Source organism: Actinoallomurus sp. NBC_01490 (genome assembly GCF_036227085.1).
In the GTDB taxonomy this organism is placed as follows: Bacteria; Actinomycetota; Actinomycetes; order Streptosporangiales; family Streptosporangiaceae; genus Actinoallomurus; species Actinoallomurus oryzae.
This window is the reverse complement of the sequence record NZ_CP109433.1, coordinates 4,113,206-4,124,826: the sequence shown is the minus strand read 5'-3', so window position 1 is coordinate 4,124,826 and position 11,621 is coordinate 4,113,206. Positions and strand designations below refer to the sequence as shown.

At 72.2% G+C, this 11,621-nt stretch carries 14 protein-coding genes; 8 read left to right on the top strand and 6 right to left on the bottom strand.

From position 1 onward, the window contains the following. Positions 1-236 precede the first annotated feature (236 nt). Positions 237-731: a transcriptional regulator BldD gene (bldD, locus tag OG417_RS19785; protein ID WP_141961424.1), complete on the top strand. Its 495-nt coding sequence runs from the start codon at positions 237-239 to the stop codon at positions 729-731. A gap of 2,301 nt (positions 732-3,032) precedes the next feature. Here bldD and OG417_RS19780 read toward each other — a convergent pair. Next, a complete protein-coding gene (locus tag OG417_RS19780) occupies positions 3,033-3,482 on the bottom strand; it encodes an SAV_6107 family HEPN domain-containing protein (protein WP_329257973.1) in 450 nt (149 codons plus the stop codon). Positions 3,483-3,824: 342 nt separating this feature from the next. Here OG417_RS19780 and OG417_RS19775 point away from each other — a divergent pair, with 342 nt between their 5' ends. Further along, on the top strand, positions 3,825-4,289 hold the full coding sequence (locus OG417_RS19775) for a YbaK/EbsC family protein (protein WP_329257970.1): 465 nt from the start codon (positions 3,825-3,827) through the stop codon (positions 4,287-4,289). A gap of 13 nt (positions 4,290-4,302) precedes the next feature. On the opposite strand, the gene OG417_RS19770 is transcribed toward OG417_RS19775, so the two are convergent. Then, a complete protein-coding gene (locus OG417_RS19770) occupies positions 4,303-5,421 on the bottom strand; it encodes an epoxide hydrolase family protein (protein ID WP_329257969.1) in 1,119 nt (372 codons plus the stop codon). 86 nt (positions 5,422-5,507) lie between these two features. Between OG417_RS19770 and OG417_RS19765 the strand changes: the two genes are divergently transcribed. From OG417_RS19765 to OG417_RS19750, 4 genes are all read left to right on the top strand, one after another. Beyond that, positions 5,508-6,029, top strand: coding sequence for a CGNR zinc finger domain-containing protein (locus OG417_RS19765; RefSeq protein WP_329257966.1), 522 nt, complete (start codon positions 5,508-5,510; stop codon positions 6,027-6,029). Positions 6,030-6,180: 151 nt separating this feature from the next. Beyond that, positions 6,181-7,047 carry a hypothetical protein gene (locus OG417_RS19760; RefSeq protein ID WP_329257964.1) on the top strand — a complete coding sequence of 289 codons (867 nt, stop codon included), beginning with the start codon at positions 6,181-6,183 and terminating at the stop codon, positions 7,045-7,047. Beyond that, positions 7,044-7,361, top strand: a complete 318-nt coding sequence (locus OG417_RS19755; RefSeq protein WP_329257961.1) for a hypothetical protein — start codon at positions 7,044-7,046, stop codon at positions 7,359-7,361. The genes OG417_RS19760 and OG417_RS19755 overlap by 4 nt, the downstream gene beginning before the upstream one ends. Before the next feature lie 5 nt (positions 7,362-7,366). Further along, complete coding sequence (locus OG417_RS19750; RefSeq protein WP_329257959.1) at positions 7,367-7,954, top strand: GNAT family N-acetyltransferase; 588 nt, start codon at positions 7,367-7,369, stop codon at positions 7,952-7,954. Here the strand turns inward: OG417_RS19750 and metF are convergent. Beyond that, the gene (metF, locus tag OG417_RS19745; protein ID WP_329257957.1) at positions 7,906-8,817 is read right to left on the bottom strand and encodes a methylenetetrahydrofolate reductase [NAD(P)H]; all 912 of its coding nucleotides are present in this window, start codon (positions 8,815-8,817) and stop codon (positions 7,906-7,908) included. The genes OG417_RS19750 and metF overlap by 49 nt on opposite strands. Positions 8,818-8,865: 48 nt before the next feature. On the opposite strand from metF, the gene OG417_RS19740 reads away from it, so the two are divergent. Continuing rightward, positions 8,866-9,927: a polyprenyl synthetase family protein gene (locus OG417_RS19740; protein WP_329257955.1), complete on the top strand. Its 1,062-nt coding sequence runs from the start codon at positions 8,866-8,868 to the stop codon at positions 9,925-9,927. 145 nt (positions 9,928-10,072) lie between these two features. Then, positions 10,073-10,246: a hypothetical protein gene (locus tag OG417_RS19735; protein WP_329257953.1), complete on the top strand. Its 174-nt coding sequence runs from the start codon at positions 10,073-10,075 to the stop codon at positions 10,244-10,246. Between the two features lie 5 nt (positions 10,247-10,251). On the opposite strand, the gene OG417_RS19730 is transcribed toward OG417_RS19735, so the two are convergent. From OG417_RS19730 to OG417_RS19720, 3 genes are all read right to left on the bottom strand, one after another. Then, on the bottom strand, positions 10,252-10,416 hold the full coding sequence (locus tag OG417_RS19730; RefSeq protein WP_329257949.1) for a hypothetical protein: 165 nt from the start codon (positions 10,414-10,416) through the stop codon (positions 10,252-10,254). Between the two features lie 54 nt (positions 10,417-10,470). Further along, the gene (gene thiE, locus OG417_RS19725) at positions 10,471-11,106 is read right to left on the bottom strand and encodes a thiamine phosphate synthase (RefSeq protein WP_329262400.1); all 636 of its coding nucleotides are present in this window, start codon (positions 11,104-11,106) and stop codon (positions 10,471-10,473) included. Between the two features lie 75 nt (positions 11,107-11,181). Beyond that, positions 11,182-11,559, bottom strand: coding sequence for an Rv2175c family DNA-binding protein (locus OG417_RS19720; protein WP_329257946.1), 378 nt, complete (start codon positions 11,557-11,559; stop codon positions 11,182-11,184). Between the last annotated feature and the right edge of the window lie 62 nt (positions 11,560-11,621).

Below are 11,621 nucleotides of genomic sequence, written 5' to 3'. Positions count from 1 at the left end.
CCGCGCGCGATGACGGATTCGACCGCTTTTTTCCAATCGGCTTGACCTGGAGGCGTACCCGTTTTACCGTCACTGTCCGTAACCATCCCAGGAGATGGACCCCTCGGGCAGCCGGCCCCGGCCGGCTGACAGTGCGCCCCATGACGCACGCGTTCTCGTGGAGGCAGGGGCAGACGCCCCTTGGTCCCCTCCCGGGTCACGTCGACGACGAGAAAGTGAGCCTGGGGGCCGCAACGATGCCGTCTGAATACGCAAAGGCTCTCGGCGCGAGGCTTCGCGCCATCCGCACCCAGCAGGGCCTGTCCCTGCACGGTGTGGAGGAGAAATCACGTGGCCGCTGGAAGGCCGTCGTCGTGGGTTCGTACGAGCGGGGCGACCGCGCCGTCACCGTTCAGAAGCTGTCCGAGCTCGCCGAGTTCTACGGCGTGCCCGTCTCTGAGTTGCTCCCCGGCGGAGCCGCGCCGAGCCCGCTCGGCCCGACCCCGAAACTTGTGATCGACCTTGAGCGACTCCAGCAGCTTCCGAAGGACAAGGCCGGTCCACTCGCCCGCTACGCCGCGACGATCCAAAGCCAGCGAGGCGACTACAACGGAAAGGTCCTGTCCATCCGGCAGGAGGATCTGCGATCTCTGGCGGTGATTTACGACAAGTCACCGACCGAACTGACTGAGGAACTCATCGGCTGGGGCGTCCTCGACCCTGAGGCACGCCGCGCCGTGGAAGCTTTCTGAGCCGTATCCCCCCGAAGTGGTGCGGTGATCCCACCCGATCACCGCACCGCGTCGGAGGGTCGCATCACGCTGCCCCCACGCCCTCGCCCGGTCCGCCTGCCCACGTCCTCGGACGACGTCCCCAGGGCCACGCCGCCACGACCGCGCCCCCCCAGAACCAAGTCCGCACGGCCACGTCGTCACGGCCACGTCGCCACGACCACGGCCCCCACGACCGCATCGCCACGACCGCATCGCCACGACGACGTCGCCGGCGACCGCGCCCCCAGGACTACGTCGCCCCGACCGCGTCTTCAGAACTACGCCGTCACGACCAGGTCCCACGGCCGCGTCCTCAGAGCCGCCGTCACGACCACGCCGTCACGACCACGTCGTCACGACCACGTCCACGTCGCCACGACCGCGGCCCCCACGACCGCATCGCCACGACCGCATCGCCACGACGACGTCGCCGGCGACCGCGCCCCCAGGACTACGTCGCCACCACCGCGTCTTCAGAACTACGCCGTCACGACCACGCCGTCACGACCACGTCGCCTCACGCACGGCCCATCGGCGGCTCGGTCAGCGCCCCTGTGGCCACGGCCACCTCATCGACAGCTCTGGCCCCACCTGCCGATGCCACACGAAGCTCACAACGCTGCCGCTCCGACCGGCGCCTCGGCCCGTATTCTTGACGCCCCGTCTCCGCGCCCCTGACCATCGGTCATGCTGACGGCGCCTGCGCGGAGCCGACCGGCGGGCTTGCGCGCGCCTTACCGCGAATCCGCCGTACGCCGCCCTCCACTGCGCACCGCGACGTCGCGCCCCACGCACTCACAAGGTCCGAGGCATCGCCTGCCTCGCCGGCGCCGATCAGGCAGTAGTGGCCGACGGGTCCCGCCGATTCGGGGGAGGAACTCGGCGGGACCCGCGGCCGGACCGGCTGCTCCGGTGAGGGCCGGCCCGACCGGGACGCACCGGACATCCCGCAATGTCGCCACGTGCGCCCCGGCGGCCACCGTCATCCCGGCCGGCGCGCCCGGCAGGACGACGATGCTTTATCGATCACTCAATGCGGATAGCCGGAAAACGGGTCAAGGGGGCGAAGTCCTGATAGGCCCGGTCGCGACGAACAGGCCGAAGGATGCGAGCGCCCGCGGCCCGACTCCCCTCTTCCGGACGCCGGACACCGCGCGTCCGGCTTCTGAGCCCTGGGCCGCTCCCGGACGCCAGGCACCGCACGTCCGGCCTCCGACCTTCTGAGCTCTGCGCCGCTCCCGGACGCCAGGCACCGCACGTCCGGCCTCCGACCTTCTGAGCTCTGCGCCGCTCCCGGACGCCAGGCACCGCACGTCCGGCCTCCGACCTTCTGAGCTCTGCGCCGCTCCCGGACGCCAGGCACCGCACGTCCGGCCTCCGACCTTCTGAGCTCTGCGCCGCTCCCGGACGCCAGGCACCGCACGTCCGGCCTCCGACCTTCTGAGCTCTGCGCCGCTCCCGGACGCCAGGCACCGCACGTCCGGCCTCCGACCTTCTGAGCTCTGCGCCGCTCCCGGACGCCAGGCACCGCACGTCCGGCCTCCGACCTTCTGAGCTCTGCGCCGCTCCCGGACGCCAGGCACCGCACGTCCGGCCTCCGACCTTCTGAGCTCTGCGCCGCTCCCGGACGCCAGGCACCGCACGTCCGGCCTCCGACCTTCTGAGCTCTGCGCCGCTCCCGGACGCCAGGCACCGCACGTCCGGCCTCCGACCTTCTGAGCTCTGCGCCGCTCCCGGACGCCAGGCACCGCACGTCCGGCCTCCGACCTTCTGAGCTCTGCGCCGCTCCCGGACGCCAGGCACCGCACGTCCGGGCTCTGGGACCGCTTCCCGACGCCGGGCACCGTGCGGCCGGCCTCCGGGCACCGCACGACGCTGCTGCAAGCTCCGCGGTTTCGGGCACCGGGCCACTTCCGGGCTCCGGGCGCCCCGCAGCCGACCTCCGAACTCCGCGTTGCCGGGCTCCGGGCCGCTTCCCGACCCCGGGCACCACACTTCCGGGCTCCGAGCTCTGGACCGCTCCCCGACACCGAGCACCGCACGGCCGACCTCCAGGCACCGCACGGCCCTGCTCCAAGCTTCCCGGTGCCGGGCACCGGGCCACTTCCGGGCTCCGGACACCTCGCAGCCGGGCTCCAAGTTTCCCGGCTTCGAGCTTCCGAGCTCCGCGCGGCCCGAGCACCGAGCAGCCTCGCCAGTGAGCGGCGGCGGTCGGCAGGTCGCGCGGGTCGTCTCTCACCATCGCTCCCCTCTCGGTCGGCGCGGCCGGGGTCGTCAGGGTCAGCCGGCCACCGGGAGCATCGGCTGGCTGTCGATGCCCAACGTCGTCTCGACCAGGGCGACGAAGATCTCCGCGTCGTGGAGCAGGTCGTTCGCCTCGTGCACGGTCACGGCGCGTGGGAGGCCCGCCTCGGCCGCCGCTCGTTTGCCCGCGCCCGCCGCGAAGAAGGCGGCCCACTCGCGCAGGGCCGGCTCGGCCTCCGGGAGCAGCACCCAGACGCTCTGGGGCCGGCCACGACGCTTCTGCGCCGGGTCGCCCCGCGCCGCGAGGACCGCGGCCGCGGCGCGCAGTGCGGCGAGGTGGGCCGCGACGTAACGTGAGGCGGGGACGGCGGCCTCGGCCGCCTCGGCCAGGCCGTGCCGGGCCGTCTGCAACAGTGTGATCGCCGGCGGTGCCGGCCTGCGCCGCGGAACGGGGCGCAGAGGGACGGCCGTGGACCTTGCGGACATGGCGTGCCTCCTTCCGCTCGATGGGTTCGGGGACGGCGCGGGCGAAACGCTTCCCCTCGTCCCGCCCGGCCGCCACGTCTCGCACGGCATGCGCTGCCCGGCGAGCCGAACCCCTCCGGCGCGGACCCGCGAGAATCCGCACCGAATACTCGAACACAAGTTCGAGATGACTCCAGTAAACCCGCGCCGCCGCCATTCGTCAACATGTTCGAATGACGCCGTGTCGTCGCAGGTCAGACCGGTCGAACATGACCCCTGTCAGTGCACCCGACACCCGTCCGGCGGCGACGCCAACGACGATACGGAGCCAGACCGACAAAACGAGCCTCTAGAGTGCTGCCCATGCATCCCAACACCGCGAACGTCGCCGCTCGCCTGCGCGAACTCGGCGCCACCGGCGAGGTGCGCGAGCTCCCGGAGGCCGCGCCGACCGCCGTGGCCGCCGCCGCGCAACTCGGCTGCGAGGTCGGCGCGATCGCGAACAGCCTGATCTTCGCCGCCGACGGCGAACCCCTGCTCGTCCTCACCAGCGGCGCCCACCGCGTCGACACGGCCAAGGTGGCCGCGCTGATCGGCGCCACGAAGGTCAAGCGCGCCGACCCCGAGTTCGTCCGCGCGGCCACCGGCCATCCGATCGGCGGGGTCGCCCCGGTCGGACACCCCCGCCCGGTCCGCACGCTCGTGGACAAGTGGCTGGCCGAGCACGAGGTCGTCTGGGCGGCGGCCGGGCACCCGCACACCATCTTCCCGACCTCCTACGACGAGCTCGTGCGGATCACCGGCGGCACCCCGGCAGAGGTCGAGTAGGCCCGCGCACGCGTCAGCCGCGGTACGGCCGGAACGCCTCGCGCACGTGCCGCACGAAGTGCTCCGGGGACTCCAGGGCCAGGAAGTGGCCGCCCTCGTCCACCGTGGTCAGGCGTGTCATCCGCGGGTACGCGCGCCGCAGCCAGGACTCCGGCGGGACGGGGATCTCCGGCTCACGCGTCAGCAGCACCGACGACGGCACCGAGACCGTGTCGGCCGGCGGGGCCGAGTCGACCGCGTACAGGCGTGACGAGGCCCCGATCGAGCCCGTCACCCAGTAGGTCATCACGTTGGTGAGCAGGTCGTCGTCGGTGAGCCGGCCGCGCGTCGCCGGGTCGCTCCACGTCAGCCACTTCTCCAGCACCCAGGCGGCCAGGCCCGCGGGCGAGTCGTTCAGCCCGTACGCCAGGATCTGCGGCCGGGTCGCCTGGACGTGCGCGTACGCGCCGCGGGTGCGCTCCCAGCGGTCCTCTCCCGCGACATACGCCTCCTCCTCAGGCGTGCGCGGGGCCGGGTCGACCGGCCGGGTCCAGTTGGTGGTCTGGATGGCCCGTACGGTGCCGGCGTGGTACATGCCCAGGCGGTTCACCACGCCGCCGCCGATGTCGTCGCCGTGCGCGACGTAGCTCGCGTACCCCAGGCCCTCGACCATGAGCCGGTCGAAGAGCCCGGCGATCGTGACCCGGTCGAGCCGCCCCGGATAGGGGGCCGAGAAGCCGTACCCGGGCAGCGCGGGAACCACGACCGAGAAGGCGTCGGCGGGATCGCCACCGTACGCCGCGGGATCGGTCAGCCGGTCGAGCACCCCGAGGTACTCCACGAAGGAGCTGGGCCAGCCGTTGCACAGCAGCAGCGGCAGCGGGTCCGGACCCGAGCCCGGCACGTGTACGAAGTGGATGCGCGCGTCGCCGACCGCGGCGCGGAAGTGCGGCACCGCGTTCAGCCGGGCCTCCTGCGCCCGCCAGTCGTACCCCGAGCGCCAGTAGGCGATGAGGTCCTCGATGCGCTCGACGGTCTCGGGGCTCTCTCCCCCTTCGAGGACCGGCGGTGAGGGCAGGCGCGCGCGTTCGAGACGGGCGGCCAGGTCCTGCAGAACCTCGTCCGCGATGGCGATGTGGAACGGCTCGATCACAGTGACCTCCCGATCGTGGTTACGAGCAAAGACATTACGTACGTAACGCGTTACGTGTCAAAGGCATACGGCTGTAACATCGGGGCATGGCATCACGACCGCCGGCTCCCGGCCCGCTCGCGCCGGTGGAGGCGTTCCTGCGGACGCGCAACGAGGTCGACGCCGCCGGCCTGGAGCGCTGGCGCGCCGCGCACGGGCTGCCGGGCGAGGTGACCGCGGAGACGTACGCACGGGCCGTGCGGCTGCGCGAGGCGCTCCGCTCGCTGATGCTCGCCAACAACGCCGGCCCCGCCGCCCCAGAGGCCTTCGACCTGGTCAACGAGGAGATCGTCCGCTGCGGCCTGCGCCCGCTGGTCACCGCCGGCGGCGTACGGTGGCCGGTCGGCGAGCGCGAGGCGCACCCGGGCGACCTGATGCTCGGCACCGTCCTGGCGGGCGTCCTCACCGCGATGAGCGACGGCACCTGGCCGCGGATGAAGGCGTGCGCCGCGGACGACTGCCACTACGCGTTCTACGACCACACCCGCAACCGCTCGGGCCGCTGGTGCGACGTCGCGGGCTGTGGCGCCAACGCCCGCATGCGCGCCTACCGCCGCCGCCGCGCCTGATCGCCGTCACGTCCGGAGGGCCATTAGCGGCAGACCCCTTCTGACATGCGGAAGGACCGTAACCAACCGCCCGTCACGGACCGCAGACACGGGGGAACCACAGTGGTACAACGGTCTTCTGAGGCTCGAGCGCACTCTCCGGAGCGGCCCCATGGCTGGACACGAAGATCTGCGCGCCGCCGCCGCGCGTGACAAGGACTTCGTCGGCGTGGACGTCGACGCGATGGCGCGGCTCATCCACCAGATGAACGGCGCCTCGCAGGCCATCGCCACCTGGTTGCGCACCAACGCCACCCTGCCGCCCAGCGTCCCCCGCACCGGGCTGCGCCAGGCGCAGGCGGTCCACACCTGGACCGGGAGCCAGCAGGGCATGCTCACCCGGCGCCGCAACTACGCGATCACCCACCTGAGCCAGGGCGGGCCCACGATGCCGAAGGTCAGCGCGGGCCGGCTCGGCGGCGGCGCGCGCCGCCGTACGACGTCCGCCGGGGCCGGGCACGACCTCGGCGGCTTCCCCGACGTACGCGCCGCGACGAGGGCCGGGTCCGCCGACGCCGCGGCCGTCCGCAAGGCGCACGAGGCGCACCGCCCGGTGCCGGAGGAGGTCTGGAGACGCCTGCGCGCGAGCGCCGACGACCCCGACTACGCCCACGGCCTGTACGGCCGGCTCGGCCCGGCCGGCACCGCCTGGCTGATCGAGGCGGCGGGCGGCGACCACCTCGAAGACGTCCGCACCTCGCTCGGCGTGGCCAGCCACCACCTGACGATGGACGACAAGTGGCTGCGCGCGATGCTCGACGAGGCGCTCCGCCGGGGCGTACGCGACGACGCGGTCGAGCTGCTGTCCCAGGCCGCGCTCGCCCACCGCGCCCGCGTCGCGTTCGGCCACCTGGGCCTGATGGAGATGGTGGAGACCGGAGGCTCGGAGACCGGGGGCTCGGAGACCGGGCCCCCGGCCCCGCCGCACGAGGCGAGGCTGACGCTCACGGCCGACGATCCGCAGGGTGAGGGTCCGTGACCACCTATCCGCCCTCCCCCGCCACGCTGCACTCACCCTCCGACCCGCCCCCACCGGGCGGCACTCAGCGGCCCAACCCGGCGTACGCTGAGCTCTACAACGCCTACCAGCGGGCCTTCGACAGCGCCGCGACCCTGGAGACCGCCCTCGACCCGCCCGTGCGCACCGTCGGCGACGCGTGGGTCGGGCCCGCCGCCCGCTCGTGGCAGAGTGAGCTGGAGGCCCGGCGCGGGCAGTTGAAGAAGGCGGCGGCGCAGATTCTGTGGGACATTTACGGCGCACTCTCGAAGGTTCCGCCGTACATCCCCGAGTGAGGCACGTGAGACCAGCATTCAGGGCCCGCCGCGAGGCATCCCCGCAGATCCGTGAGATCGACCGTCGTGGTTTCCTGCGGCGCCTCGACGCGCTGCTCGCCACGTACGAGGCGGCGATGCTGCCGCCACCAGGGCAGATGCCCGGCCGGCACATGATCATGGAGCGGCACACCGGTTATCCGGCGTTCCGCGCCTTCGTCGCCGAGCGCTCACGAAGCGTCATCGGTTTCAGCTACGGGTTCCACGGCGAGTCCGGGCAGTGGTGGCACGACGTCGTGCGCGCCGAGCTCGTCAAGATCGGTGGCGAGGAGCACGCCCGGCACTGGCTGGACGACACGTGGGAGGTGGCCGAGCTGCACGTGCATCCGGCGGCCCAGGGGCTGGGCCTGGGCCGCGGGCTGATCACCTCGCTGTGCTCGGGCCGGCCCGAGCGCACCATGGTGCTGTCCACGCTGGACGCGCAGACACCGGCCCGCAACCTGTACCGCTCGCTCGGCCTGGTCGACCTGCTGACCGGCTTCCGGTTTCCCGGGGGCGGCCCGGTCTACGCGGTGATGGGCGCGGAGTTTCCGCTGAGCTCCAGGCGGGAGTAGACCTCGCGCGTCGCGGTGGACTTGTTGAACGTGATGAAGTGGATGCCGGGCACCCCTTCGGCGAGCAGCCGCCGGCACAGGTCGGCCGCCTGGTCGATGCCGAGCCGCCGCACCGCCTCCGGGTCGTCGCCGACCGCCGCGAACTGGGCGGCCAGCTCCGGCGGGAACGGCGCCCCGGACAGCTGCTCGGACCGCTCGATCGTGCTGAGCTGGGTGACCGGCATGATGCCCGGGATGATCGGCACGTCGCAGCCGGCCGCCGCCACGCGGTCGCGCAGCCGGAGGTAGTCGTCGGCCCGGAAGAACATCTGCGTGATCGCGTAGTCCGCCCCGGCCTGGCATTTACGAATGAAGTGATGAGTATCACTTTCGATGTCGGGCGACCGCGGATGCTTGTACGGGAAGGCGGCCACGCCGACGCTGAAGTCGCCCGCGGACTTGATCAACCGGACGACGTCCTCGGCGTACTCCACGCCGTCGGGATGGCGCACCCACTCCCCCATCGGGTCGCCGGGCGGGTCGCCGCGCAGGGCCAGCAGGTCGGTCACGCCCACCGCCGCGAACCTGCCGATGAGCTGCCGCAACTCCGCGACAGAGTGGTTGACCGCGGTGAAGTGCGCGACCGGGGTGAGCGTCGTGTCGGTGGCGATCCGCTCGACGATCTCCACCGTACGGTCGCGGGTGCCACCGCCGGCGCCGTACGTCACGGAGACGAAGGTCGGCTGGAGCACCTCGAGCCGGCGGATCGCCTGCCAGAGGTTTCGCGCCCCCTGCTCGGTCTTGGGGGGAAAGAACTCGAACGAGAACGTCGTCTCTCCGGCGGCGAGGACTTCCCGGATGGTGCGGCGGCGCGCGGTCGTCATGCCCACAGGGTAACGGGACCATCCTTGAGGGCCACTAGTCTCGATCACGTGGACGCTCGTGTAATTCGCAAAAGGGTCGACGAGGCGCTGTACGGGTTCGTGGACCACCAGCGTCCCCTCCTCGGCGCCGTCTCCGCCGAGCTGATGCCCCTCGTGGCCGCTCTCGACGCGCTGCTGTCGGGCGGCAAGCGGTTGCGCCCGGCGTTCTGCTACTGGGGCTGGCAGGGCTCGGGCGGCGGTGACCTCCCGGAGTTCTTCACCGCGGCGGCCTCGCTCGAGCTGCTGCAGGCCGGTGCGCTGATCCACGACGATGTGATGGACGGCAGCGACACCCGGCGCGGGATGCCCGCCGTGCACCGGCGGTTCGAGGGGCTGCACGCCGAGTCGGGCTGGCGCGGCTCGGCGCAGGGGTTCGGTGCCGGCGCGGCGATCCTGCTGGGCAACGTGTGCCTGACCTGGTGCGACGAGATGTACCAGGGCAGCGGCCTGCCCGACGAGGCGCTGACGCGCGGGCGTCCGCTGTTCAACCGGATGCGCACCGAGGTGATGTGCGGGCAGTACCTCGACCTGCTCGGTCAGGCCCGCGGCCCGCTGCCGGACGGCCACGCGATGGTCGAGGCGGCACTGCGGGTCATCCGGTTCAAGAGCGCCAAGTACACCGTCGAGCGCCCGCTCCAGCTCGGTGCCGCGCTGGCCGGTTCGCCGTCGGTGGAGGCCCTCTCGGCGTACGGCATGCCGGTGGGCATCGCCTTCCAGCTGCGCGACGACGTCCTCGGGGTGTACGGCGACCCGGCGGAGACCGGCAAGCCGGCCGGTGACGACCTGCGCGAGGGCAAGCGCACGGTGCTGGTCGCGCTGACCCTGGAGCGCGCCTCGGCCGCGCAGGCCGCGACCGTGGAACGTCTCCTGGGCGACCCGGAGCTGGACACCGCGGGCGTCGAGACGCTCCGCGAGATCATCGTGTCGACCGGCGCACTGGACGCCTGCGAGAAGATGATCGACCGGTACGCCGCGGAGGCCTCCGCGGCGCTGGCCGTCGCCCCGCTGACCTCCGATGCCCGTGACGCGCTGTCGGAACTCACCGTGGCCGCGACCGCACGTACCGTCTGAGCGCCGGCCCGTACGGGCCACGACGGCCTCCGCCGGAAACGTTCGGAAAGCCCGTGATCGAGCGTTCGCCGGACAAGGCGATCATGCCCGGTGAAGAATTGGGGCATGACCGACCGAGCGTCCGCATGAGCCGGATGTCAGCACCATGAAACTGGACACCGCAGAGCACAGCCGCGTCGCGGCGCGTACGCCCGCACGGGTGCGTCCCCGCCCGGCGTCACGGCCTCCGCGGCGCCGCAACCGTCAGCTCGTCGCCGTGCTGGCCCTCGTCATCGTCGCCGGGTTCCTCTTGGGCCTGGGCCTGCCGATTCACCCGTAGCGTCCCTACCAGTGCGGAGGACGCTCCTCCAGGAGACGGGCGTCCTCATCCGGCGCGCGCCACTCGCCCCAGCCGGTGTCGGTGTCGTCACTCGTCTGATCGGGCAGCACGTCCAGTTCGTCGTCGTCGGAGAACTCGACGGGGCGTTCGTCGTCAGGAATGCCGATCATGGCTCCCATTGTCGCTCAGGCCGAGGTGTGCGCTGGGTGAACCACGGGTGAAATTCACTCATGGCGCAGCCGCCGTGACAGGGCCGCCGCCGCGGCCCGCGGGTCGTCGGCCTCGGTGATCGCCCGTACGACGACGACGCGGGTCGCCCCGGTGGCCAGCACCTCGTCGAGGTTGCCGGCGTCGATGCCGCCGATCGCGAACCAGGGGCGCGCGAACCGGCGTTCCGCCGTGTAGGACAGCAGACCGAGACCCGGGGCCGGCCGGCCCGGTTTGGTCGGCGTCGGCCACGTCGGGCCCGTGCAGAAGTAGTCGACGCCCGGCTCGGTCGCCGCGGCGGCCGCCTGCTCCTCCGAGTGCGTGGATCGCCCGATGAGCATGTCCTCACCGACGATCGCGCGCGCCCGGGGCACCGGCAGGTCGTCCTGGCCGAGGTGCAGCACGTCGGCGCGGACGGCGTGCGCGATGTCGGCGCGGTCGTTGACCGCCAGCAGGGCGCCGTGCCGGTCACAGGCAGCCCGGAACACCGCGAGGTGCTCCAGCTCCCGGCGAGCCTCCAGCCCCTTCTGGCGGAGCTGGACGATGTCGACCCCGCCGGCCAGCGCCGCGTCGAGGAACTCGGGCAGGTCGCCCTGGGCCTCGCGCGCGTCGGTGCACAGGTAGAGGCGCGCGCGGCCCAGGCGGGACCGCAGGCTCACCGCCCGGTCAGTGGGAAGACGTGCGGGCAAACCGCCACCCTCCGTCTCGCCGGGCGGTATCGCCCGGACTCAAAGCGCGAGCGCCTGCGCGCGCCGGTTGATCTCTTTGACCCGATGCTCGGTCAGCGCCTGAACGGGCGTGCCCGGCAGCGAATCGTCGGCGGTGAACAGCCATCGCAGGGCCTCGACGCGATCGAACCCGGCGTCCGCGAGCACGGTGAGCGTGCCGTGGAGGCCCTTGAGCGGCTGGCCGTTCTGGATGAACGCGGCGGGCACGCTCAGCCCGCCCTCGCGCTGCACCCCCAGCAGCTTGTGGTCGCGGAGGAGTTGCTTGACCCGTTTGAGATCGAGGCCGAGGCGCTCGGCCGTCTCGGGAAGGGTGAGCCACTCACCCACCAGTGTGTCGGTCTGTCGATCGATCTCGATTTCGGCAACGGTGTGCGTCACGCATGCCTGCTTACCATCTTCCGCACCATCTGAAACCTCGATTCTGGTCGCGAAATCACAGG

Bases quoted from the DNA above. Each gene is read 5' to 3' on its own strand.
- bldD (WP_141961424.1), top strand. From the start codon at position 237: ATGCCGTCTGAATACGCAAAGGCTCTCGGCGCGAGGCTTCGCGCCATC.
- OG417_RS19775 (WP_329257970.1), top strand. From the start codon at position 3,825: ATGCATCCCAACACCGCGAACGTCGCCGCTCGCCTGCGCGAACTCGGC.
- OG417_RS19760 (WP_329257964.1), top strand. From the start codon at position 6,181: ATGGCTGGACACGAAGATCTGCGCGCCGCCGCCGCGCGTGACAAGGAC.
- OG417_RS19730 (WP_329257949.1), bottom strand. From the start codon at position 10,416: ATGATCGGCATTCCTGACGACGAACGCCCCGTCGAGTTCTCCGACGAC.
- OG417_RS19735 (WP_329257953.1), top strand. From the start codon at position 10,073: ATGAAACTGGACACCGCAGAGCACAGCCGCGTCGCGGCGCGTACGCCC.
- OG417_RS19780 (WP_329257973.1), bottom strand. From the start codon at position 3,482: ATGTCCGCAAGGTCCACGGCCGTCCCTCTGCGCCCCGTTCCGCGGCGC.
- metF (WP_329257957.1), bottom strand. From the start codon at position 8,817: ATGACGACCGCGCGCCGCCGCACCATCCGGGAAGTCCTCGCCGCCGGA.
- OG417_RS19765 (WP_329257966.1), top strand. From the start codon at position 5,508: ATGGCATCACGACCGCCGGCTCCCGGCCCGCTCGCGCCGGTGGAGGCG.